This window comes from Flectobacillus sp. BAB-3569, assembly GCF_002270355.1.
Classification (GTDB): domain Bacteria; phylum Bacteroidota; class Bacteroidia; order Cytophagales; family Spirosomataceae; genus Flectobacillus; species Flectobacillus roseus.
Genome location: NZ_NJFZ01000006.1, coordinates 1 through 24,873 on the forward strand (window position 1 = coordinate 1; position 24,873 = coordinate 24,873).

Sequence of the window (24,873 nt, forward strand, 5' to 3'; positions counted from 1 at the left end):
AGACAGTTCGGTCCCTATCTGTTGTGGGCGTAGGAATATTGACAGGTTCTGACTTTAGTACGAGAGGACCGAGTTGGACTGACCTCTGGTGTATCAGTTGTCCTGCCAAGGGCATAGCTGAGTAGCTACGTCGGGACCAGATAAGCGCTGAAAGCATCTAAGTGCGAAACTGACCTGAAGATGAGTATTCCAAATAAGGGCCGTTGTAGATGACAACGTTGATAGGTTGCAGATGTATAGGTAGAGATACCAGAGTCGAGCAATACTAATTACCCAATAGCTTATGATATCTCTGTACTAAGGATTTAATTCTTACTTGTTCAACATCTTTCACGATATACGTCAAACGGACATAAGACATAGAGAAGCGATTCTCGCAGGTTTTATGGAGCCGATAGGACTGGTGTTCACCTCTTCCCATCTCGAACAGAGTAGTTAAGCCCAGTACCGTTGATGATACTGCAATCAAATGCGGGAAAGTAAAAAAGCTCCAAAATATTACAAAGACAGAAGCCACTCCAAAAGAGTGGCTTTTTTGTTTTACAAGGCTCAGTACCGTTGAGGATACTGCAGGCTGCGCGCTGAGAACTCAGTGTCCCAATTATGCGGGAAAGAATAAAGCTCCAACATATTAAATCATATCTGTATTCTAATTATCTATTTGAAATTCAAAAAAGATAAAGTTTTTCTTTACACTTTGTGTATTATAAAATATTATCTATATTTTTACTCAAAATAAATCATGTAAATACTTTCTACCCCTAAAAATATGAGAACAGCACTTGTCTCATTATTGCTACTATTATCCGTAGCTTCAGAAATATCGTTAGCTCAAAAACGATATAATCCCCGATATAGCTACTTAGATGGCTATTCTCTAACAGCAACCGCAGGTGTTCCATATATCGTCGGCGAACTTCATGGTGTTCAAGATTTTCCTACTATTTATCATCTATCATTAGAAAAAGGTTTTTCTCCTAAATTATCTGGACGATTGACTGTAATGTCTGGAACAGCACGGAGTCAAAATAGTGCAGAATATCATGCCTATGCTCGAAATAATTATTGGGGAGTGTCAATAGCGCCTGTGATAAATTTAACAGCTCTATTCGCCCGAGAACAAGAACGTCAGCTCAAATGCTACATGTCAGTAGGCATAGGGTTATTGAGATTTCATACTGATGTATATAATATAAATGACCAGTTATTACGTACTACCTCAAATAGTACAAGCCGACATACACCCATTTTTCAACAATTTGGCCCGGGTTCTGGAGCAGCTGGTATCTACTATACAAGGGAAGTGTTTATCCCATTGACTTTTTCCTGCGATTATAAACTCCTCCCTCGACTTTACTTGAATGGCTCAGTAGGCGTTAATTGGATTAGCACAGATAAGTTTGACGGAACTACTCCGTATAATTTATCAGACCCTTATTTTATAGAAGGTCCTAATTCATACAGTAATACAGCAAATGATGGCTGGGTAAGTTTAAGTGTTGGTATAAAATATAAATTTATTGCACAACGATTTATACATCAGAGAGGTATTTAGCACTTCATGATTCTCGTAGGTGAGCCAGTAGATTTCCGAACGACTTTTGATTAGATTTAATGACTTTTTACCAATTAATAGACAAAACGAGTAAGAGAACTTCAAGTATTTGGGCTCTGTCACTGAATTTTATGGAGACAGTTAAGTAGTCCAAGACAAAGTTTTGAACTAGGAAATTCAATTTTATCAAGTAATAAGGAAATAGAAATATATGACAAGCTTGCTCCTGAGGCAGGGATTGACAATGATTCAGGAAAGATTACTTGGCGACTAAACCTCGCTGCTATGCAACAAAAGAAATTGACTTTTCAATATTCTGTTAAATCTCCCAAGGGGACAAATAATAGCACTGAATAGTTTTAGAGCCGTATCTCAACGATACGGCTTTTTTTACGTAATTTTGCCCCAAATTTTGCTAAACTAGGCTTAGTCCTATTGCTCAACATAATGAATTATCTATCAGCAGAAAATATTTCTAAAAACTTTAATGAGCGTTGGCTTTTTAAAGGTATCAATTTCGGTATTCTTAAAGGTGACAAAGTAGCCTTAGTAGGCCAAAATGGCTCTGGAAAGACTACTTTAATGAATGTCTTGGCAGGTGTGATTCCTGCCGACGAAGGTACTATCAGTATTCGCAAAGGAATTACTGTTGGGTATCTTTCACAAAATCCTGCATTCAATGAATCGTTGTCGGTCATGGATTCCCTTTTTGATGGCGATTCACCGACAGTGCAAGCCATCAAGGCATATGAAAATGCTATGTTGCATCACAACGATGATGATTTAACGAGAGCGCTTGAGTTGATGGACAAATACCAAGCTTGGGACTACGAAAGTCGTGTGGAACAAGTTTTAGGGAAATTGGGTATTCATGACCTCGATAAACCTATTACGTCATTGTCGGGTGGTCAGCGCAAGCGTGTGGCTATGGCCAAAATTTTGATTGAGGAGCCAGATTTAATCATCATGGATGAACCGACCAACCACCTCGATTTAGAAACAATCGAGTGGTTGGAGCAAACTCTTTCTTCCCAAAATGTAACATTGTTATTGGTAACCCACGACCGTTATTTCTTGGATAGAGTTTGTAATAATATTGTTGAGCTTGATAATGGTAAAACGTATCCTTACAAAGGAAATTATGGGTATTTCTTAGAGAAAAAAGCTGAACGTGAAGCCATGGAAGCAGCAGGTATCGATAAAGCTAAGAACCTGCTTCGTACTGAGCTAGAATGGATGCGCCGCCAGCCTAAAGCACGTGGTACAAAAGCTCAATATCGTATTGATGCTTTCTACGATTTAAAAGATAAAGCATCGCAAACTAAAGACGATTCTAAAGTACAGTTAAATGTAAAAATGGCTCGTCAAGGAAGTAAGATTTTAGAAATTGATGATTTATCAAAAAGCTTTGGCGAACAAAAAATCGTTGCTAATTTCTCTTATGTTTTCAAGAAGAAAGATAGAATTGGTATCATTGGAAAAAATGGAGCTGGAAAGTCAACATTTTTGAATATGATTACGCAAAACCTGAAGCCTGATTCAGGAAATATTACAACGGGCGAAACGGTTGTTTATGGTTACTATCAACAAGGAGACTTGGAGTATAGAGATGGACAAAGAGTGATTGACATTGTGACCGAAATTGCCGAATACGTTACTTTAGGAAATGGACAGAGCATTACGGCAAGTCAGTTTTTGACGCATTTTAAGTTTGAACCTAAAGTACAATACACGCTTGTTGAGAAGCTATCTGGGGGTGAAAAACGTCGTTTGGCTTTGATGCGAGTATTAATCAAAAACCCTAACTTTTTGATTCTGGATGAACCTACCAATGACTTGGATATTCAAACATTGAATATTTTGGAAGATTTCTTAATCGAATTTGGAGGATGTTTATTACTAGTATCTCACGACCGTTATTTTATGGACAAATTGGTTGAACACCTTTTTGTGTTTGAAGGAGAAGGGCAAATTCGCGATTTTCCAGGAAACTATACCGATTATCGTGAATGGAAAGATGAATTAGACAAGCAAGAAGCACAAGCTAAATCGGCACCCAAAAAAGTAGAAGCGCCAAGTGCTCCAGTTGTTCAAGAGGTTCCTGTTGCTACTTCTGCCAAAAAGAAACTTTCTTACAAAGAGCAGAAAGAGTATGAATCTTTGGAAGGGGAAATCGCTAAATTGGGAGACCGTAAAGCTGAATTGACAGAAAAACTCAATGCTGGGGGGTCTTATGAAGAATTGGCTGCTTGGGCTAATGAAATTGAGCAAATTACAGACCAACTTGACGAAAAAGAACTTCGTTGGTTAGAGCTATCAGAAATGATGTAGACTGCATAATTCTTTCATAATAAAAGCATTACTGTATATTCAAGTGCCACAATTTGTATTGGGGCACTTTTTTTTGTTTAACTTTATCTAAAATTATTCAAAGTCAACAAACCTTCACTACTATTATATGAAAAAAGCACTACTCTCATTCATTTTTATCCTCTTCATAACAACGCTCTCGCAGGCGCAAAAAACCTGTTTTTATAATGGCAAAGTATATACAGTTGATGCCAAAAGCTCAGTTGCAGAAGCGGTAGTGGTCGAAAACGGAAAGATATTGTTTGTAGGCTCCACACCCGAGGCTCGTGCTGTATGGTCAGATAGTCGAACTAAGATGGTGGACTTGAAGGGAAAATTAATGCTTCCTGGGCTTATCGACAATCACACGCATTTTGCTGATGGAGGAATGTATCTGTTGGGAGTAGACTTGAGAGGTGCAAAAACGATAGCGGAATTTAAAGGTATTTTAAAAAAGTATGTGGATAACCACCGTGGAGAGTGGATAACTTCTGGAAATTGGGATCATGAATCTTGGGAAGTGAAAGAATTGCCCACCAAGGAAATGATTGATGAGTTTTCGCAAGATACTCCCATTTTTGTTGACCGTTTTGATGGTCATATGGGGCTAGCCAATTCAAAAGCCTTGGCTTTAGCAGGTATTAACAAAGATACACCTTCGCCTGATGGTGGAGAAATAGTGAAAGATCCTAAGACTGGCGAACCAACAGGTGTTTTGAAAGACGCCGCAATGCCTTTGATTTATAAAATTATTCCAGCGGCCAATGCAGTGCAAAAAATCAAATTTGTAGAAAGAGCTCTTCAGGAAGCACGGGAAAATGGTATTACTTCAGTTCATGATATTACGTTTCAACCAGATTTGATTGCTTATCAAGACTTGGAAAAGGCGGGTAAACTTACGTGTCGTTTTTATACAAGACTTCCCATTAGTACTTATCAAAACTTGGTAAATACGGGTATTCAAGCAGGATTTGGTTCTGATAAAATTAAATTGGGTTCGTTGAAGGCTTATGCTGATGGCTCTTTAGGGTCGAGTACGGCTTTGATGTTTAAGCCTTACACACAAAACCCCAATACCAAGGGTTTGGCTTCGGATATTATTATTAATGGAAGCTTGACCAAATGGGCAGTAGATGCTGACAAAAACCATTTACAGCTTTCTATTCATGCTATTGGGGATTCGGCCAATTATTTGATGTTAAAACTTTTTGAAAAAATCACACAGGAAAATCCCAAATGGGATCGTCGTTTCCGTATCGAGCACGCACAGCATGTGAGATTTGAGGATATACAGGCTTTTGCCAAATTGGGTGTTATTGCATCTGTTCAACCTTATCACTGTATCGATGATGGCGTTTGGGCTGCTAAGCGTATCGGAGATCGAGTAAATTATACTCACCCTTACAAATCGTTTTTGGAAGCTGGTGTAAAACTCTGTATGGGCTCGGATTGGTCGGTGGCGCCGCTTAATGCTATTTTAGGGATATATGCTGCTGTAACTCGTCAAACAGTGGATGGCGCTAACCCGATGGGTTGGATACCGAAACAGAAAATATCTGTGCAAGAGGCTATCAAAGCCTATACCATCAATAATGCGTACGCAGCTTTTGAGGAAAATGTAAAGGGAAGTATCGAAGTTGGTAAACTGGCTGATATGGTGGTACTTTCAGAGGATATTTTAACAATTCAACCTGAAAAAATAAAAAATGTACAGGTATTAATGACTATTTTTGATGGGAAAATTGTTTTTGAAAGAAAGTAAACCTCGAACATAAAAACTAGAGCATGGATTGGAAATTTCCTAATGAAGTTTTAATCCATACACAACGAAAAATTGTAAAAATAAGTCTAATTTGTCGGGCTATTGGAATAAATCATCGATAGCAGAAACTGGATTTTAAGTGTTGTGTTGGCTTGTTGTAAAAATTATCCATGGATATAACTCAAATAATAAAATATCTCTCTGATTCAAAAGAGATAATTAATGCAGGTTTGTTTGCCATCACCTTTGTGGTATATGCTGAAAATGGGCTTTTCTTTGCTTTCTTTCTACCGGGCGACTACCTTCTGTTTTTGACTGGAATTTTTGTAGGTAGTAAACTATTACTTTACCCTATTACTACTGTGATATTATATTTGTTTTTGGCGGCAGTAATAGGATCTTTAACAGGGTTTTTATTTGGGCGATACTTTGGTACAACTCTTGAAAACAGACCTGATACTTGGTATTTTAAAAGAAAACATCTAGATGCTACGCAGGATTTTTCGAAAAATATGGAAGCCAAGCGCTAATTATCAGTCGTTTCTTGCCATATATCCGTACCTTTGCACCGATTTTGGCGGGTATAAGTAAAATGAATTATCCTAAATATCTTTTCCTCAATATTGTTGGAGGAGCCGTTTGGGTAGTTTCGTTGGTTGGAGGTGGTTATTGGTTTGGTATCAGGTTTCCTTGGATTATCAACTATGTTCATTATGTAATCCTTTTCTTCTTGGTCATTACGACTTTTACTGTGGTCAAAGGTTATTTTAATATTAGGAATAAGTCGTAAAAGGGTCGTGAGCTTTCTGCTTTCAGGTGTCATTTTTTACTCCTAATATCTTTCAGTTGCTTTTCTAATTTGTTATACGATGCTAAGTGAATTTGGGTATATATTATTGTTTATTATCACTGCGATTGTCTTTACGGCGGTAATTCTTTTTGTTGCCAAACTATTGAGACCCAATCGCCCGAATGTTGAGAAGTTGACTACTTACGAGTCTGGAGAAGAACCCGATGGTAATGCCAACGTCCGTTTTAACATTCGCTTTTATGTAATTGCGTTGTTGTTTGTGCTATTTGATTTAGAATTAGTTTTCTTGTTTCCTTGGGCAACAGTTTTTGGAAATGAAACACTAAACAATACGACAGACGGTCTTTGGGGATGGTTTTCGATGGCCGAAATGTTTATTTTTGTAGGCATTTTAATTCTCGGATTAGCCTATGCGTGGATAAAGGGACATTTGGATTGGGTACGCCCAGAGGTACAAGAACCACAGTTTAAATCGCCAGTACCAGTAAGCAAGTATGAGGCTATCAATAAAAAATATTCTTAGGTTTTAGTGTCAGGTATTTGGTGTAAATTCTTCTATTGGTTTGATTAATGGCTTTACCCAAAATACATATAGGTTTTCATTTGCGACAAGGTTATATATTGTTAGCAGTGCCATATCTGCAAGTAGCAGGTATGGCACTGTTTCCTTTTATATTAGTTCAAAAAAGCAATCCCTCGAAAATATTAGTCAATCATGAAAGGATTCACTTGCGCCAGCAAATCGAATTGGGAATTGTCTTTTTTTATCTGTGGTATCTGATTAATTATGGTATAAATCGTTTGAAAGGAATGCCTCATAATAAGGCATATCATCAAATCATATTTGAAAGAGAGGCTTACCAAGAAGATGAAAATTTACAATATTTGACAAAAAGAAAATGGCTTGCCTTTTTACGATATTAAGCAAGCCATTTTATTACCACAAATTTTGTGGACAGAGGATTTTATGTCTATTGTTTAGCATAACTCCGATCACAATCTCGTGGGAGCCCCTAGAGCGTTGATTAATGTCAGATAAAGTAAAGTCGTAGGAATACCCAATATTGAGAAGAGAGCTAATATTAAAACCTACCAAACCTACAAAAGCGTCTTTGTTTCGATAAGAAGCACCAATCCAAAAACGATTGTCATACATAGCTTTTAGATTCACATCATACGTCACAGGTGCCAAATTTACTTTTTTGACTAATACCGAAGGCATTACCGTCCAGTAATCAGTAGCGTCAAATCTATAACCAGCCGAAAGAAAATAGTGAGGATAAACACTACCAACCCACGAATAAGTAGATGAGTTATCGCCTGTGGGTTTGAGGTTATAGTTTTCAAAAAGAAGTTGATTGGCCGATACCCCAATGTAATAGTTCATCGAATAATACCATGCCCCTACATTGATGGTAGGCTGAATCGCTGTAATTTTTCCACCTCCCATAATCGCAGGGTCTGGATTTACTTTTACCTGCAAATTCGAAAAGTCTAGCGTATATTGCGTCACACCACCCGATGCTCCAATGGCTAATTTTGAATGTCCTGTAACAGGAATATGATAAGCGTAACTTCCCAAAAGGCTTACTTGTGAACTAGGTCCCATGTTATCAGATATGAGCGAAATGCCTACACCCTGATGCCCTGGTACTCGTGGCTTACCGCTATATTGGCGAGAAGGAGTAATAGGACGACGAATCGTTTTGCTAATATAAGGCGTTGGACCCGTACTGGTACGGTCGGGCTTATCTAAGGCAAAGTGCGCCGTTAGGTAGTATGTTGTGGGTGCTCCTTCAAAATTTGTCCACTGATTGCGATAGCCGACTTTTATATCGGTATAATCTTCAATACCTACCACTGCGGGGTTGATTAGATAGGTATTCATCATATATTGACTGTATTGAGGGTTTTGTTGGGCACTTAGGCGATAGCAAAATAAACTTGCTACTAAAAAAAGTATAAATTTTTGCATGACGAGGATTGCGTATGTATTAGCGTAAGGAAAAAACAAGCAAATTTTGTGCCTATTCCTCTTTTGAGGATATCTATTATGCTGTGAGCAGTCGGCTTGAAGAGGGCGGTTTTTCAACAAGTTCTATACAAATATACTTAATATTTGGAGATGAATCAGGACTGAAATAATTCATTTCAAGGTTTTTAGGATGTTATTGGTCGATAATTTGGTGGTGTTCAGAAAAACATCAAACTTTAAAAGAACGAACTCCACTAACCTTGCGTTAGTATGAAGTTAGGTTTTGTTTTCTATCCAAGACAATACTCCATTCAATCAACCATTAGAAGATATTTATAGAAAAGCCCGACGGGGCATCGCTCATTATGCAAGTACATAGACTACCTTTAAGACAAACCAACCAATTTTCAGCGCTCTTTCTTGATTATATGGACCAAGCTTCGGCTTTGACCGAGTATTCTGGTAACTTCCCTAATTTGGAGGGTTTTGCCAAGCAGATAGAACAAAAATCATTTTCTGACGAAAACAGAAAGGTACTTGTAGAGGTACTAAAGCGACAATACCAAAACCTAACAATTCAGCCAGATCTTGATATTCTTGCTCAACCCAATACCTTTACCGTTACCACAGGGCACCAGTTGAATATTTTTACTGGACCTCTTTATGTGGTTTATAAGATGATTACCGTGATTAATTTGGCTAAATCATTGAAACAGGCGTATCCTGATTACAACTTCGTACCTGTATATTGGATGGCGACCGAAGACCATGATTTTGCTGAAATCAATCATTTTTCTTTGTTTGGTAAAAAATATGAATGGAATACCGAACAAAAGGGAGCCGTAGGAAGAATGAATCCTAAAGAGCTTGAAACGCTTATCAGTGAGTTTGCGGATTGCCCAGAGGTATTTAAAAATGCATATCTCGAAAAAGAAACCTTGAGCGATGCCGTACGATGTTATATTCATGAGTTATTTGGAGCAGAAGGATTGATTTGTATTGATGCAGATGACCGCCAGTTAAAAACTTTGTTCTCGCCAATTATCAAAGATGATTTGTTAAATCATTCGGCTTTTGCCAAAGTACAGGCTACCTCTAGTGCCCTCGAAAATTTGGGATATAAAACCCAAATTGCCCCTCGCGAAATCAACTTCTTCTATTTGTCCAACGGTGTTCGTGAGCGTATCGTAAAAGAAGAAGGTGTCTATAAAGTATTGAATACTGAGCTTCAGTTTTCTGAAGAAGAGATACTTGCCTTACTAGAATCGCAACCAGAACATTTTAGTCCTAACGTGGTATTGCGTCCTGTATATGAAGAGGTTATTTTACCAAATCTAGCCTATATCGGCGGTCCATCTGAAGTGCCATATTGGTTACAACTGAAAGGTGCTTTTGATCATTATGGCGTCACATTTCCAATCTTAATGCCACGCAATTTTGCTTTGGTTGTCAATAAGGCCTCTGCTAAAAAGATGGAAAAATTAGATTTGTCCATCGAAGAGTTATACCATGATGAAGTAACGCTACGTAAAAACTTTGTCGAGAAGCATTCAGAAAACTCTTTGAGTTTGGCGGAAGAAGGAAAAACATTTTCAGCAATTTTTGAAGAAATACTTACCAAGGCTATCAAAATCGATAAAACCTTGGAGGGAGCCGTAAAAGGAGAGCAACAGAAACTATTGAATAGTCTTGACCATTTGGAAAAACGCTTGAAAAAAGCGGAAGAGCGTAATCAAGAAACAGAAGTAAATCAATTGTTGGGACTTAAGCACAAACTTTTCCCGAATGGTGGGTCACAAGAACGTGTGGAAAACCTAATGAATTTCTCGCTCAACAATACTGAATTTATCTCAACATTGCTCAACACCTTCGATGCCCTCGATTTTAGCTATTATACCATAGTTGAGTAAGTATAAGTGCTGAGTTGTGAGTGATGAGTTTTGAGTGTTAATTTGTCCTTGCGTAAGCAGGCAAAATTAAATCAAGTTTACCTAATAGGCTGTAAGAGTATTTTTAATGACTTTATAAGTCATTAAAAATAGAAAATTTTGTGTTTCTTTTAATGAAATCCTATTGTTTGAGCCGCAGGCGAGTTTAGGATTTCTTGACTTTCTTTTGTTACTTTTCTTGTGTTAAGACAAGAAAAGTAAGGAATGTCGATTGGAAATTTTGTTTTTTAACAAATGCCAAATAGAATTTTTAAACATACTTTAAGTAAAAACAATGGTAGTGTTTCTTACAGAATTATTATTACATTTTACTTAACACCCAAAGCGTATAGCAACAAAAAGCGCGAGCCTTTCTCGAAGGGCTCGCGCTTTTACATGATTGTTATGATGAAGTTTTTCAAGGGATTGGTAATACCTTACTTTCTTTGAAAGTAGAAAGAATAACCATCGTTTGTGTGCCAGCAACTTCTTCAATCTCGTTGATTTTTTCAAGCATCAACTTTTGGTATGAAGAGATATCTTTAGCAATAATTTTCAATAAAAAGTCACCAGAACCTGTAACGTGATGACATTCGATAACCTCTGGAATATCATTGATTTGGTGTACGAATGATTCAGTAACTTGCTTTTTGTGACCAGTCAATGAAACTGTAACAAAAGTTGTAACTCCCAAACCTACTTTATCTCTATTCAATTGAGCATGGTAGCTCTGAATGATACCAGAAGTTTCTAATTTTTTTACACGTTCGAGGGTAGGCGCTGGCGAAAGGCCAATTTCTTTTGAAAGCTGGGCGTTGGTAATCTTTGCGTTCTGTTGAAGAATTTCCAGAACCTTATGGTCTATCTGGTCTAGCTTAATTGCACTCATCTTATTAGGAGTTTAGTATGGATAGATTTTGAATTTTTACTAGACTGTTTGACGACACAATCTAAGTCGTTCAAAATCTTTTACTTCTGACTTGAGTCTGTTTCTTAGTAAGGTTAAGAAATAGAAAGCAAAGTTACAGACTTTCTAGTAAATTTCTAAGAAATTTTACAGAAAAGGAATTTCGTAAAATAAAATTTTTATTAAACGGCATTATCTTATCGAAAAACCTATAATATTTTGCTCAAACGAAATGAGTGTATTTGATATAGAGTCAGTTAAACGCAATCTAGCTCATAAAATTACTTTCTTTTAGAAATTTTGTTCATTGAGATACTTCTTTGTAAATCGCATTTAAAGCGTCCTTTTAAAATTGTACTTTTGACACGATGTTTGGTAACTCGACCTTGTACTCGCTCTCTCCACATTTTCCAAGAAGAACGTTTCATCTCTTTTCGCATCAATTCTATTACTTCTTGTTCCTTTAGCCCAAACTGATCCAAAATGGCATCAAAAGGCGTGCGGTCCTCCCATGCCATCTCAATAATACGGTCTATCTCTTGTTCGCTTAATATGACTTTTTTCATGAAATTGATAATGTTAAAAAACGCATAAATGACTTGCCGAAACGCATTGGCGTTTGAGCATATCATTCATAACTTCTTAAAGGCAGAATTGTTGGAAGGAATTCATCACTCGACAGGATTATTCGAGGAATGTGATTTTTGTTTCTCCCATTTCATAAAAATGTGTAAATTCGTATTTAATACAAATCTATTCAATGAGATATTTATTCCTTTCAGAATGATTTGTCACTGATTTCAAAAACGGATTCGGTGCGAAAATGTACGTAAACAAAAAACTTACAAAGACAGAGATTGGTAGGTTGTGGATTATTCCCAAATTGTATATTTCCAATCTTACCTATCGCTTGATGCTAGCACGTATAACCATCAACTAAAATTACACGGTATTCTTACTAAAAATAGGTAGTTCTTTGGAGCTATCAACGTTTTGATTATTTGGTATTATGACAGAAGAAAAAGAAAAATCACAAGAGCGAATTCCCGCTAATTTTCTCGAACAAATCGTTGAGGAAGATATTACATCAGGAAAAAATGGTGGTCGTGTACACACTCGTTTCCCTCCCGAGCCTAACGGTTATTTGCACATTGGTCATGCCAAATCTATTTGCTTGAACTTTGGGTTAGCTGACAAATTTGGTGGAAAAACAAACCTTCGCTTTGATGATACCAACCCTGTAACAGAAGATACAGAGTACGTAGAATCTATCAAAGCTGATGTGCGTTGGTTAGGTTTTGATTGGGAAAATGAGCTATATGCTTCTGACTACTTCGACCAGTTATATGAACTTGCAGTACAGCTAATCAAAAAGGGATTGGCGTATGTAGATGACCAAACATCGGAACAAATTGCTACTCAAAAAGGAAATCCTAACATTCCTGGTGAGGAAAGCCCATATCGTTATCGCTCAGTTGAGGAAAATCTCGACTTGTTTGAACGTATGAAAAACGGTGAATTTGAGGATGGTGCAAAAGTGCTTCGTGCCAAGGTAGATATGGCGCATCCTAACATGCACATGCGTGACCCTTTGATGTACCGTATCAAAAAGGCAAAACACCACCGCACTGGCGATAAATGGTGTATATATCCAATGTATGACTTTGCTCATGGGCAGTCGGATTCGATTGAGAAAATTACTCACTCGATTTGTACGTTGGAGTTTGACGTACACCGTCCGTTGTATGATTGGTTTATCGAAAAATTAGATACTTTCCCATCGCATCAATACGAATTTGCTCGTTTGAACCTTACACATACGGTAATGAGTAAAAGACGTTTGTTGCAGTTGGTAAAAGAAAATATTGTATCAGGATGGGATGACCCTCGTATGCCGACTATCTCAGGCTTGCGTCGTCGTGGATTTACACCTGCTTCAATTCGTAACTTCTGTGATAAAATTGGGGTGGCAAAACGCGATAACCTTATCGATGTAGGGGTATTGGAATTCTGTGTGCGCGAGGATTTGAATAAAATTGCGACACGTGTAATGGCAGTACTTGATCCAGTGAAATTAGTGATTACTAATTATCCTGAAGGACAAGTAGAAACTTTACAAGTAGAAAATAACCCAGAAGATATCAACAGTGGTCATCGTGATGTACCATTTAGTCGTGAGGTATATATCGAGCGTGAAGACTTTATGGAAGTTCCACCGAAGAAATTCTTCCGTTTGGGACCTGGTTTGATGGTTCGTTTGAAAGGAGCTTACATTGTAAAATGTGAAGATTTTGTTAAAGACGAATTCGGAAATATTACCGAAATTCACTGTACTTATATTCCAGAAAGTCGTTCGGGGTCGGATACCTCTGGTATTCATGTAAAAGGAACCATTCACTGGGTATCTGCACAACATGCAGTACCAGCAGAAGTGCGAGTTTACGACCGTTTGTTGATTTTGGAAGACGCTTCTCAAGTAGGAGACGACTTCAAGAAATTTATCAATCCTGATTCGTTGACTGTCTTAGAAAATGTATTAGTCGAACCAAGCCTTAAAGAAGCTGAGTTAGGAAAGAACTATCAATTTATCCGTAAAGGGTATTATTGTTTAGACAAAGATTCTACTGGAGATAAATTAGTTTTCAATAGAACCGTTGGTTTGAAAGATGCTTGGGCAAAAGAAAAAAATAAGTAATTCTAATTTTGCCAAAGAATAATTTGATGATTATTCACAAAAAAGTGTGGATAAGTAATGTTAATAACTCACTTACCCACACTTTTTTATTGCTATTAATAGGCTGCCTGATAGTTAATCACAAAATTGATTGGCTCGTTTTTCTCTTCTTTTACCTCAAAAGGAAATATGTTTTCCTCTCCATCAAAGATATTTGCCCACAAACCTTTACTCTCTTCACGTACCATTATAGAATACTTTCCTTCGGGTAATTCTAAGCAAAAATCCCCGTTTTTGTCTGATAAAACACTGGTAATCAACTTGCTTTGGATATTTGAGTAAAACCCATTCGCCTGTGTTACTTGTTTGAGATTAGTAAGCTCGTAGATTAATACTTCTCTTTGAATCCCTTTGGGAACACGAGGCGGTCTGTCAGGCGATGGCATCTGATTGCCAGCTACCCAAGTGACTTTTCCACACACCCTATTCTGATTGTGGATAACTTTTGAGGATGATGTGGATTTATGCGTACAAGCCATTGTTGATAATATGGCAAATAGTCCGAAGAAAAAGGTTTTTATCATAGCTATACAAAGAAAACATCCTAAACAATGACTGTGCATTATTTAGGATGTAAACGTATCGGTAATAAAGATATTTTATGCTTTACGCTTGAAAAGTGAGTTCACAAATTCCTTTTTATTGAAGACTTGTAAATCTTCAATTTTCTCTCCTACGCCAATATACTTCACTGGAATTTTGAACTGATCTGAGATACCAATTACTACACCACCTTTGGCTGTACCATCCAACTTGGTGATAGCCAAAGCTGTTACATCGGTAGCCTTCGTAAACTCTTGCGCTTGGATAAAGGCATTTTGTCCAGTCGAACCATCCAATACCAAAAGTACTTCATGAGGAGCCTCTGGCAAGAACTTCTGAACAACACGCTTGATTTTAGCCAATTCATTCATCAAGTTTACTTTGTTGTGTAATCGACCTGCTGTATCGATAATTACCACATCGGCTTGCTGTTCAACGGCTTGTTTTACAGCATCAAATGCTACTGAAGCAGGGTCGGTATTCATACCGTGATCGATTACTGGAATGCCTACGCGCTGTCCCCAAAGTTTGAGTTGGTCGACTGCTGCAGCACGGAAAGTATCACCTGCACCTAATATAACCTTATTGCCAGCTTTGTGGAATTGAGAAGCAAGTTTACCAATAGTCGTTGTTTTACCTACGCCATTGACACCCACTACCATGATTACATAAGGCTTGATATCAGATTTTTTGAAGGCATCAGTAATATCTTCAGATTTGTTTTGAGCCAATAGCTCTGCGATTTCCTCACGAAGAATTTCGTCAAGTTCGCTTGTGCTTACGAATTTATCACGAGCAACACGCTCTTCGATACGACGAATGATTTTAACTGTAGTTTCGACGCCGACATCCGAAGAGATTAAGATTTCTTCTAATTCATCTAATACCTCATCATCGACTTTTGATTTGCCGACGATAGCACGACTTAGTTTCGAAAAAAGTCCTTCTTTGGTTTTTTCGAGTCCTTTGTCGAGTGATTCTTTCTCTTCAGTATTGAGTGTTTCTTTCTTTTTAAAAAAATCGAATAAACCCATTTGTTGTTATTTTTTTGGTTACTCGTTAAAAGTCTGAAAGTTATCTACAAAAAGACATTCAGAAGACTTTTGAAAACGTAAGGCAAAAGTAAAACAAAAAAAGTCCCGATAAAGGGACTTTTCCTAAAAATCTTAATAAAGGGGCTGAATATTAAGCTTTAAGAGCAGCTTGAACATCTTCTTGAAGAACGATTTCTTCTTTGAAAGAGTAAGCACCAGTAGCTGTTTTAACAGCTTTGATAACTTTAGCGTATTTTACACCACCTTCTTTTTTAAGGGTTGCAACTACCTTCTTTGCCATGTTATTATGATGAGTTAACAGTTATCTGTTACGATAACCGAGTGAATTACTTGATTTCTTTGTGAACAGTTACTTTTTTCAAGAAAGAGTTGTATTTCTTCAACTCAATACGAGCAGTAGTGTTTTTACGGTTTTTTGTAGTGATGTAACGAGACATCCCTGGAACGCCTGAAGCTTTTTGCTCAGTACATTCTAAAATCACTTGGATTCTATTGCCTTTCTTAGCCATTGTGTTATGCTTTATGAATTTTCTGTATCTTACAAATATTTTTTATTCGTTTGATTATCAGAAAATTACAACTTGCTGATAAGTCCGAACGAATATATATTTCCCAAATAGGACTGCAAAGGTAGTAAATGTTTGAGTTTTAGACAAATATGTTTTTGAAAAAACTTATGCTTTCAAGGCGTTTTTTCAGAAAATAAGAGAAAATTTGACGTTTGGGGACTAAATTTGCTTCTCCGCTGTTCTTTATCTAAGATAAAATTTACGAATTTTACGGCATGAAGCAAATCCAATACCAATACGACCCTGAGCATTTTAAACGTTCAGACCCCAATAAGTATAATTCCTCGAAACTCAAATCGGAAGAAATGATTTTGTCGCTTGGGCCTCAACACCCTTCGACTCACGGTGTTTTGCGTTTAGAGGTAATCTCTGATGGTGAGCTGATTGTGGATGTAGTTCCTCACTTGGGTTATCTGCATAGATGCTTTGAGAAACATGCTGAATCTTTAGCTTTTGGACAGACTATTCCCTATATCGACCGTTTGGATTATCTGGCAGCGATGAATTCTGAGCATGCCTATGTGATGGGAGTAGAGAAAATGCTTGATTTGGAGGGTAAACTTCCCAAACGTATTGAATATATCCGTGTACTGGTAGCCGAACTCAATCGTTTGGCATCGCATTTTGTTGCCATAGGCACGTATGGCTTAGATATTGGGGCATATACTTCATTTTTGTGGCTCATGCGCGACCGCGAGCATATTCAGCGGTTGCTCGAATGGCTTTGTGGTGCTCGTATGCTTTACAACTACATTTGGATTGGAGGCTTGTTTTATGATTTACCTGTTGGTTTTGAAGAGCGTTGTTTGGAGTTTATCAATTACCTCAAGCCCAAAATGGTTGAGATTCGTGAGTTGATTATTGAAAACAAAATCTTTGTGCAACGTACGGCTAATATTGGTATTTTACCTCTGGACTTGGCTATTAACTACGGTTGTACAGGGCCTGTGCTTCGTGGTTCGGGCTTAAAATTTGACCTCCGTCGTGTCGATGGCTATTCTGTATATCCAGAACTTGATTTTGAAATTCCAGTAGGAAAAGGAGAAATGGGTACTGTGGGAGACTGCTGGGATAGAAATTTTGTGAGAGTATTAGAATGTGATGAATCAATCAAGATTATCGAGCAATGCCTTGTACAGTTGATGGGCGATCACAAACGTACTCGTGATTTTAATCCACAGGCTATGCTTCCTAAAAAAGTACGTCCTCAGGCGATGGATTTATATTTTAGAGCTGAGAATCCTAAAGGTGAACTTGGCTTTTTCTTCAGAACAGACGGTCGCTCAGATGTACCATTACGTGTAAAAGCAAGAGCTTGTTCGTTTCATAATTTATCGGTAGTGCCCGAAATTAGTCGTGGTGCTATGTTAGCAGACTTGGTGGCTATTGTTGGTTCTGTAGATTTGGTGATGGGTGAAGTCGACCGATAGTTTTGATAATTTCTCAACAAATATTTAATATTTCTGCCAAGGCAGAGAACAAACATCAATGTTTAAATTAGATCCTAATAAAGAATATCCTAAAAAGTTGCATTCGAAATCACTTATCCGTTTTCAAGATTGTGATCCATTGAAGCATCTTAACAATGCTAAATATTTCGATTATTTCTTCAACGCTCGCGAAGACCACGTAGCCGAGGTTTATAACTTTGATTATAATGACTATTTCGAAAATAATCATACTTCTTGGGTCGTTTACAATCACCAAATAGGCTATGTTTCGTCGGCAAGAGTGAGTGAATGGGTAACAATTATTTCATCGACTGTCTATTACAATGAGGATACTTTAGTGACAGAATATGTCATGACAGATGAACATTTGCAGGTATTGAAGGCTGTTTTGTGGACAACTTCAAAATATATTGATGTACGTACTGGCAAGAAAACGCCTCATCCACCAGAGGTAATGGAGTTTTTTGATAAAGTGTGTCTTGAGGGAATAGATTTTGAACACACGTCGTTCAATGCTCGAATCAAAGTGATTAAACAAGAGCTGAAGGAAGGAAAGTTTGTGTAGTGAAATCATGAGTTGTTCGTACACTTTTAGAGAAAATCCAAAATTGTAGGCGCTATTCTAAATTGCTGAAGCAATATCAATCAAAATAATTCCTTTTGCTAAAAAACGCTTAATTGAATTATGAAAAAAATCGCTTTCTTATTTATTGCATTGTTAACTTTTGTGGTGAAAGGTATCGCCCAAGACCGCTTGAAATCGCTCACTGAAGAGCGTCAGGTTTTGTATAGTAAATTCAAAGAGTCAGAGAGCCAGTCTTCAGGGATTTTTGGGAATCGTACCAAAGATGATATGCAAAGCTCAATCGAAGCTTTGAAGGAGATTATGGCGAAGGACAATGAGATTTTAGACGAGCTGAATAATCTTAGCGAAAAATCAAAATCAGATTTTACTGAACAATATAATGATTTGATTCAACAGAATAATGAGCTTCGAGAAAAGAATCGGGAGCTCAGCGAACTGTCTGAACGCCACAAAGGATGGTCAAAAGAAAACCATACTATTTTGGAATCAGTAGAAGAGGAAAAGACTTTTACCCTATCGATATCGGTAGTTGTAGCTTTTTTGTTGATTGTTTATGTGATTAAATTTTATGCACTAAAGTCGAAATACAACGAATTGAAGAAACAACAACGCTTAGAATAGTTTTTTCCAACCGTAGCGAATTGCCAATAGCAGCATAATAAATCCGACTATGATATACTGAAATGGAACGTAGGTAATAGCATAAATTCGTAGTCGGTCTACAAACCATAAAATCCCAATAAGTGCTGTTAGAATAGTCATAAATCCAGATAACCTACCAAGTTCAGGAACCGCCTCAAAAGGAATTTTCCACTTGATGAGCATCAGCGTGATAGCCATAGAAACAATGGGTAAAATCTGAATAATGAGGTTCATTTGCCAAATGCTTTGACGTTCGAACAAAAAGAGATAAACATCTAAAGTCAAGGCAAATATCCCTGGGATACCAATCATATAAGCCAATACCATATAGCTATATCGAACCAGAACCGAAGGTCCGTTAACTGGATTCGTTTGCCACAATCCTATCAAAAATGTAATAGCAGGCACAAGTAGTAAGTAATACAAAAGCGAATAAGGATTTTGACTAATACTGTCAAATAGTTGTTGCAAGGTCATGGGTTTTCTGGTAAAGGGAAAAGAAAAAATGAAAAGCTAAATCGTTAAATTTCCTTCCGAATCTACTCTAATTTGCTGATTTTCTATCATTTCTCGTACAATTGCTTTAAAAAAATCAGCATTGTTGGGCTGCATTATTTTGAGTAATAATTCAGGCGACATACTACCATTGTTTAACAAAGCTTTTACTTTTTCTTGTGTTTGAAACTTGTATTGAAGCTCTTGCTGATAAGTCCCTTCTTCTCGTTTTTTCTTAATACAAACATCACAAACACCGCAAGTAGCGTCGGTATGCTCGTCGAAATATTCCAAAAGCAGTTGCGTTCTACAGCGTTTTTGGTGCTCGATATAATGTTTTACAGCTAGGGCTTTTTGCACATCATACACACGTCGTTGTTCAATATCCTGAACTTGCAAAGGCAATTGTTGTGCATCAAATCGACCTGTCAAAAATGTGAGTTGCGGTTTATCCTTGTGTTTGTCATATTGAATAATTTCAAACTTTTCGAGATTAGATAAAAGCAATTCTACCTCAGTTTGAGGAGCAGAAAACACTTTTGAAATGGTAGCCTCCGATATATTCAGATAACCTGTAAAAAGCTCTCCTCCGTACATTCGTAAGAGTAATTTTACAAAAGTATCATATTTCGGATTCCGTAATTGAAAATCATATAATTGACGATTATCTACCGAAAAAGTAATACGAGAAGGATGGTGAACCGCTTCAGAGAGCGTAATAAATCCTTGGTTTTCTAAAATTTTTAGGGCAAAATAAGTGTCGGGTGAAGGCAAATCAAATCGTTGTTGGAAGGTCGATAAGTCCAAATCGTAGCAAGCAAATTCGCCAGCGCCTACTGCCAATTGAAAGTAATTACCCAAACATTGATATACCCTTCTTATCAACGGGATAGGAGGATATTTCTGCGCAGTATTTACTTCTAAATTTTGAATATCTACTTGATCATACAACACCGTCGCAAAGGCTTTTTGACCATCTCGTCCTGCACGACCAGCTTCCTGATAATAGGCTTCGAGTGTTTCGGGTAAGTCTAAATGAACTACCAATCGTACATCGGGTTTGTCAATTCCCATGCCGAAGGCATTGGTCGCCACCATCACACGAACCTGATTTTTAATCCATTGTTCTTGCCTTTGACTACGTTCTTGCGCATTGATTCCTGCATGATAAAAGGTCGCAGATATACCAGATTTTTGAAGAAATTGAGCTACCTCTTGCGTTTTCCGACGATTACGGACATATACGATGGCCGTTCCTGCCACTTTTTGGAGCATAGCTACCAGACGTGCTATTTTGTTTTCTTCATAAAGCGTAGAATAGGACAAATTAGCTCTGGCAAAACTCTGCTGAAACACCTGAGGGTTTTGCATGGCAAGCTTCGCCAAAATATCTGTTTTGACTTCTTTTGTCGCTGTGGCGGTCAAGGCAATAGTACGAAGTGTGGGGAATAACTGTCGAAATTCCGCTATTTTCAAATAAGGAGGTCTAAAATCATAGCCCCATTGCGAAATACAGTGTGCTTCGTCGATAGCTAGTAAACATAACTTCATGGCCTTGACTCTTTCGAGAAAAAGCGAAGTCTGTAGTCTTTCTGGAGAAATATACAAAAACTTTACATCGCCATAAATACAATTATCCAATGCAATATCTATTTGATTTCGGTGCATCCCAGCATATATCGCCACCGCCGAAATACCTCTTCGGCGCAATTGTGCTACTTGGTCTTGCATCAAAGCAATCAATGGCGTTATGACCAAACATACGCCTTCCATCGCCATGGCAGGAACCTGAAAGCAAATAGATTTTCCGCCTCCTGTAGGCAACAATGCCAAGGTATCACTACCATTCAAGACTGACTGAATAATGTCTTCTTGTAAAGGACGAAAAGAGCTATAGCCCCAATATTGTTGTAATATTTGATGTATCGGATATTGCATTCGTAAAAGCAGGTGTCAGATGTTGATAGTGGATAACTTCAGCAAAAGTATAGTTACCGTAGCCAAATGTCAAGTTTCGCTCGTATATCCAAGACTGTAGCAAAGACAGAAAGAAGTATCTGTTTTTTTCTTATATTTAAACTTTCTAAAAAGTGTTATTAACCAATCGTATTTCTGATATAGGAGGATATTAAATTCGAAAATTTCTGTCTCCATTTTATTTTTAACAACAAACTATGAAAAAACGCTCAATAGTAGGATTTGTGATAGGATGTGTCGTTAGCTTGACAGCATGTCAGACTAGCAAGTTGAGTAGCAAAAAGTTAGGAAAGTTATTATCCGAGTCTAGTACATTTTCGCAAAATCATACAGGTTTTGTTTTATATGATTTGTCTGAGCAAAAGGAGATTTTCAACTATCAAGGAAACCGCTATTTTCAACCTGCTTCTAATACCAAAATCTTAACCTATTATGTAAGTCAGCGTACTTTGGGCGATTCGTTACCTGCCTTAAAATATGTCACCAATGCCGATTCTTTGATTATTTGGGGCACGGGAGATCCTAGCTTTTTGAGTCCGAGTATGCCAGCCTCTAAAGTGTTAGATTTCTTGAAAAATAGTCCACAAAAAATCTATTTTTCAGCCAATAACTTTACAGGGAAACACTATGGTCCGGGTTGGGCATGGGATGACTATAATGATGATTATGCTTCTGAAATTACGCCATTACCAATTCATGGCAATGTAGTGGGCTTTAAGGCAAATGGGAATAGTTTGATAGCCAATCCTGCCTATTTTCAGGATAAAATCGTAAGCGTCAAAAGTGCTAATAATTTTGGTGTAACTCGTGTAGAATCGAATAACACTTTTGAAATACCTCAAGGAAAAGCTCCCAAGGCTAATTTTGAACAGGAAGTACCCTTCAAAACATCGAATAAACTAACGACAGAACTATTAGCCAGTGTTGTAGGAAAACCCGTAACGCTGATTGATGCCCCGCTACGTTCCAGTGCCAAAACATTGATGAGCTTGCCTGTAGATACGGTTTTTGCCAGAATGCTTCATGTAAGTGATAATATGATGGCAGAGCATTTGATGCTGATGTGTGGACAAATTTTGGCAGGAGAATTAAATGTGAAAAAAGGGATAGAAAAAGCTAAAACTAATTATTTGAATACACTGCCCGATGCCATTACATGGGTAGACGGTTCGGGGCTTTCGAGATACAACATGATTACGCCAAGAGATTTGGTAATGGTTTTGCGCCAGATGTATCAAGAAGTACCGCAGGAAAAATTGTTTAAAGTCCTTCCAGCCGTAGGACAATCTGGTACGCTCAAATCGCTGATGCCTAAAACAGATAAACCTTTTATTTTCGCCAAATCGGGCTCTTTTAGCAATAATTATAACCTGAGTGGATATTTGGTTACCAAGCAAGGAAAGGTATTATGCTTTTCTTTGATGAATAACAATTTTGTAAAACCAATGTCGGAGATTCGTAAAGAAGTGGTGAAAATTTTAACAGAAATTTACCAATATTAAAGCTACTTGTGACTCGGGTATTTTCGTTATCGGTGAATAAATTCACCCGCTAAGTGGAATCATTTGACAAGAACAGGTCATATTATCAATACTGATGTAAGACTTGTGTTGGTAGTCAAAATAAGTGTTTTTTCTCAAAATCATAAGGTTTAAATAGCTGTAATCTAGGTTATTAACGGGTACACTATTAACTAATAACGTTTTCCTACTTACCGCTCTAATAACGGATATACAATTTATAGGCAACTTTCTAAAGACTAACTACTATGAAAAAATGGATTATTGTGCTTCTTGTCTTATGTGTGAGCCAACAACTTTTAGCTCAGGAAACGCTCTATTTCAATCCTATTTATGTGCCTTACGCCGATACAACCTTAGTGTTTACGCCAAAGGAATATACTCGAAATACCACAAAGCGTTTTCCTATGGTATATCTTCTACATGAGCAAGGAGGGAACTTTAAACAATGGAGTAATTTTCTGAATGTACAAAAATATGCCGACGCCTATGGGTTTGTCATTGTTTGTCCCGACGGCTTGAATGATTCGTGGTATATCAATAGCCCTCGGAAAGCGACTAGTAAGTTTGAAGATTTTTTCTTCAAAGACTTACATACAACCATGATGGAAAAATACCGAATAGATACTGATCAAGTGTTTATCACTGGCGTAGGTATGGGTGGTTTTGGCGCAATGTATTTATTTTTGAAGAAACCAGATATATTCCGTTCTGTAGGGAGTTGTGCAGGTATTTTGGATATGCAAAACGAGGTAGACAATGCTCGGTTGAGAACGTTGTTGGGCAATACAGATTTTGAAACCTTACGTAACCTATCGATTATGAGCAATATTGGTAAGTTTGTAAGTACTCAAAAAGAAATCATTTTTGACTGTGGTATCGATGATCCTCAATATGAAAATACCAATTTTTTTAAAAAACGTTGTGATGAATTACGTATCCGAGCAACCTATGTATCTCAACCCGGCAAACACGATAGAAGCTATTTCCAAAAAGCCATCCGCTGGCATTTTGATTTTTTCAAAAGACTCGCAAAAGACAACTAGTTGAGTGATGAGTTTTGAGTTTTGAGTGAGGAGTTAGGAAGGATTGGGGGGGGCGGATGTTGGATTGCGGAAGTGTAATCTACTTTCTTCTAGATATTTTGCAATATTTCCGAAAGCAGCAATCCCAAATCCGAAATTGTTTGACAATCAAGTACTTTTTTGTCTAAAACTCAGGGCAACCTATTTTAGGCAAGGACAACTCCGCACTCAAAACTCAAAACTCATCACTCCTAAGAGGCTTGTCCTCCGTTTACGCCTAATACTTGACCGTTTACGAAGCTGGCTTCTTCTGAAGCTAAATATAGATAGGCATAAGCAATATCCTTTGGATCTCCCATGCGTTTGAGTGGGATTTGACTAATCATGGCTTTTTGAACTTCTTCGGGCATAGCTTCTGTCATTTCTGTTCTGATAAAACCTGGCGCTACAGCATTGGAGGTTATACCATGCTTTGCCAATTCTTTTGCCCAAGTTTTTACCATCCCAATTAAGCCCGCTTTGGCTGCAACATAATTGGTTTGACCAAAATTGCCATGTACCCCCACGATTGAGGAGGTACAAATAATTCTTCCATATTGTTTTTCGACCATATAAGGCGCTACGGCTTTGGTACAATTAAAAACTCCTGTAAGATTCACATCAATGACCTGTTGCCATTCATCGTGTGACATTTTTAGCAGTGTTTTGTCGCGTGTAATACCAGCATTATTGATGAGAATATCAATTTTTCCAAAGCGTTCAAAAACCTCCTTTGTTGCGGATTCAATACCACTAACATCCGTTGTGCTTACTTTCATAAACTCACAATCATAACCTTGAGCACGTAGATTTGAAGCAGTTTCCTCTCCTAAGTCTAATAAGTCCCAAATAATTACGGTGGCACCTTCCTTACAGAAAACTTCTGTGGCGGCCTTTCCAATTCCTCTGGCAGCGCCAGTTATAATAGCAACACGATTTTGTAATCTCAT

General features: G+C 37.6%; 22 protein-coding genes, 2 rRNA genes and 1 pseudogene. 15 read left to right on the forward strand and 10 right to left on the reverse strand.

Translation table 11 applies throughout. From position 1 onward, the window contains the following. From BWI92_RS05850 to BWI92_RS05885, 8 genes and pseudogenes are all read left to right on the forward strand, one after another. Window positions 1-290, forward strand: a 23S ribosomal RNA gene (locus BWI92_RS05850); the annotation flags it as partial. A 94-nt stretch (window positions 291-384) separates the two neighbouring features. Further along, window positions 385-496, forward strand: a 5S ribosomal RNA gene (rrf, locus tag BWI92_RS05855). Between the two features lie 273 nt (window positions 497-769). After that, entirely contained in the window at window positions 770-1,555 is a 786-nt protein-coding gene (locus BWI92_RS05860; RefSeq protein ID WP_095161188.1) for a hypothetical protein, read from the forward strand. Window positions 1,556-2,002: 447 nt separating this feature from the next. Beyond that, on the forward strand, window positions 2,003-3,886 hold the full coding sequence (locus BWI92_RS05865; protein ID WP_095161189.1) for an ABC-F family ATP-binding cassette domain-containing protein: 1,884 nt from the start codon (window positions 2,003-2,005) through the stop codon (window positions 3,884-3,886). Between the two features lie 127 nt (window positions 3,887-4,013). After that, on the forward strand, window positions 4,014-5,666 hold the full coding sequence (locus BWI92_RS05870) for an amidohydrolase (RefSeq protein WP_095161190.1): 1,653 nt from the start codon (window positions 4,014-4,016) through the stop codon (window positions 5,664-5,666). A gap of 170 nt (window positions 5,667-5,836) precedes the next feature. Next, window positions 5,837-6,456: pseudogene (locus tag BWI92_RS28810) on the forward strand (DedA family protein). A gap of 79 nt (window positions 6,457-6,535) precedes the next feature. After that, complete coding sequence (locus BWI92_RS05880) at window positions 6,536-7,000, forward strand: NADH-quinone oxidoreductase subunit A (protein WP_095161191.1); 465 nt, start codon at window positions 6,536-6,538, stop codon at window positions 6,998-7,000. Between the two features lie 47 nt (window positions 7,001-7,047). After that, window positions 7,048-7,401, forward strand: a complete 354-nt coding sequence (locus BWI92_RS05885; protein WP_310588870.1) for a hypothetical protein — start codon at window positions 7,048-7,050, stop codon at window positions 7,399-7,401. Window positions 7,402-7,414: 13 nt separating this feature from the next. Here the strand turns inward: BWI92_RS05885 and BWI92_RS05890 are convergent, their stop codons facing one another. After that, window positions 7,415-8,452 carry a type IX secretion system membrane protein PorP/SprF gene (locus BWI92_RS05890; RefSeq protein WP_095161192.1) on the reverse strand — a complete coding sequence of 346 codons (1,038 nt, stop codon included), beginning with the start codon at window positions 8,450-8,452 and terminating at the stop codon, window positions 7,415-7,417. Window positions 8,453-8,817: 365 nt separating this feature from the next. Between BWI92_RS05890 and bshC the strand changes: the two genes are divergently transcribed. Next, entirely contained in the window at window positions 8,818-10,362 is a 1,545-nt protein-coding gene (gene bshC / locus BWI92_RS05895) for a bacillithiol biosynthesis cysteine-adding enzyme BshC (RefSeq protein WP_095161193.1), read from the forward strand. A gap of 436 nt (window positions 10,363-10,798) precedes the next feature. Here bshC and BWI92_RS05900 read toward each other — a convergent pair whose 3' ends face one another. Both BWI92_RS05900 and BWI92_RS05905 read right to left on the reverse strand, forming a co-directional pair. Further along, window positions 10,799-11,269, reverse strand: coding sequence for an Lrp/AsnC family transcriptional regulator (locus tag BWI92_RS05900; RefSeq protein ID WP_095161194.1), 471 nt, complete (start codon window positions 11,267-11,269; stop codon window positions 10,799-10,801). Window positions 11,270-11,568: 299 nt separating this feature from the next. Continuing rightward, entirely contained in the window at window positions 11,569-11,853 is a 285-nt protein-coding gene (locus tag BWI92_RS05905) for a TIGR03643 family protein (protein ID WP_095161195.1), read from the reverse strand. Window positions 11,854-12,296: 443 nt separating this feature from the next. On the opposite strand from BWI92_RS05905, the gene BWI92_RS05910 reads away from it, so the two are divergent. Further along, window positions 12,297-13,982, forward strand: a complete 1,686-nt coding sequence (locus tag BWI92_RS05910; RefSeq protein WP_095161196.1) for a glutamine--tRNA ligase/YqeY domain fusion protein — start codon at window positions 12,297-12,299, stop codon at window positions 13,980-13,982. Between the two features lie 95 nt (window positions 13,983-14,077). On the opposite strand, the gene BWI92_RS05915 is transcribed toward BWI92_RS05910, so the two are convergent. The 4 genes from BWI92_RS05915 to rpmG all read right to left on the reverse strand — a co-directional run bounded on the left by BWI92_RS05915 (window position 14,078) and on the right by rpmG (window position 16,128). After that, window positions 14,078-14,545: a hypothetical protein gene (locus BWI92_RS05915; protein WP_141234696.1), complete on the reverse strand. Its 468-nt coding sequence runs from the start codon at window positions 14,543-14,545 to the stop codon at window positions 14,078-14,080. Window positions 14,546-14,620: 75 nt separating this feature from the next. Further along, window positions 14,621-15,598, reverse strand: a complete 978-nt coding sequence (gene ftsY, locus BWI92_RS05920) for a signal recognition particle-docking protein FtsY (protein WP_095161198.1) — start codon at window positions 15,596-15,598, stop codon at window positions 14,621-14,623. A gap of 151 nt (window positions 15,599-15,749) precedes the next feature. After that, window positions 15,750-15,899, reverse strand: a complete 150-nt coding sequence (locus tag BWI92_RS05925) for a DUF4295 family protein (RefSeq protein ID WP_095161199.1) — start codon at window positions 15,897-15,899, stop codon at window positions 15,750-15,752. Window positions 15,900-15,945: 46 nt separating this feature from the next. Continuing rightward, on the reverse strand, window positions 15,946-16,128 hold the full coding sequence (gene rpmG / locus BWI92_RS05930; RefSeq protein ID WP_095161200.1) for a 50S ribosomal protein L33: 183 nt from the start codon (window positions 16,126-16,128) through the stop codon (window positions 15,946-15,948). 275 nt (window positions 16,129-16,403) lie between these two features. Between rpmG and BWI92_RS05935 the strand changes: the two genes are divergently transcribed. The 3 genes from BWI92_RS05935 (at window position 16,404) to BWI92_RS05945 (ending at window position 18,846) form a co-directional block, all read left to right on the forward strand. Continuing rightward, entirely contained in the window at window positions 16,404-17,618 is a 1,215-nt protein-coding gene (locus BWI92_RS05935; protein ID WP_095161201.1) for an NADH-quinone oxidoreductase subunit D, read from the forward strand. A gap of 58 nt (window positions 17,619-17,676) precedes the next feature. Then, a complete protein-coding gene (locus tag BWI92_RS05940) occupies window positions 17,677-18,204 on the forward strand; it encodes a thioesterase family protein (protein ID WP_095161202.1) in 528 nt (175 codons plus the stop codon). A gap of 120 nt (window positions 18,205-18,324) precedes the next feature. After that, window positions 18,325-18,846 (forward strand): hypothetical protein, encoded by a 522-nt coding sequence (locus BWI92_RS05945; RefSeq protein WP_095161203.1) that lies wholly within the window; start codon window positions 18,325-18,327, stop codon window positions 18,844-18,846. Here the strand turns inward: BWI92_RS05945 and BWI92_RS05950 are convergent. Beyond that, window positions 18,838-19,344: a hypothetical protein gene (locus BWI92_RS05950; protein ID WP_095161204.1), complete on the reverse strand. Its 507-nt coding sequence runs from the start codon at window positions 19,342-19,344 to the stop codon at window positions 18,838-18,840. The genes BWI92_RS05945 and BWI92_RS05950 overlap by 9 nt on opposite strands. Before the next feature lie 36 nt (window positions 19,345-19,380). Next, window positions 19,381-21,300, reverse strand: coding sequence for an ATP-dependent DNA helicase RecQ (locus BWI92_RS05955; protein WP_095161205.1), 1,920 nt, complete (start codon window positions 21,298-21,300; stop codon window positions 19,381-19,383). 236 nt (window positions 21,301-21,536) lie between these two features. On the opposite strand from BWI92_RS05955, the gene dacB reads away from it, so the two are divergent. Together dacB and BWI92_RS05965 are read left to right on the forward strand one after the other, a co-directional pair. Next, window positions 21,537-22,841: a D-alanyl-D-alanine carboxypeptidase/D-alanyl-D-alanine-endopeptidase gene (gene dacB / locus BWI92_RS05960; protein ID WP_095161206.1), complete on the forward strand. Its 1,305-nt coding sequence runs from the start codon at window positions 21,537-21,539 to the stop codon at window positions 22,839-22,841. 266 nt (window positions 22,842-23,107) lie between these two features. Beyond that, window positions 23,108-23,905, forward strand: a complete 798-nt coding sequence (locus BWI92_RS05965; protein ID WP_095161207.1) for an alpha/beta hydrolase family protein — start codon at window positions 23,108-23,110, stop codon at window positions 23,903-23,905. Between the two features lie 230 nt (window positions 23,906-24,135). Here the strand turns inward: BWI92_RS05965 and fabG are convergent, their stop codons facing one another. Next, window positions 24,136-24,873 (reverse strand): 3-oxoacyl-ACP reductase FabG, encoded by a 738-nt coding sequence (gene fabG / locus BWI92_RS05970; protein ID WP_095161208.1) that lies wholly within the window; start codon window positions 24,871-24,873, stop codon window positions 24,136-24,138.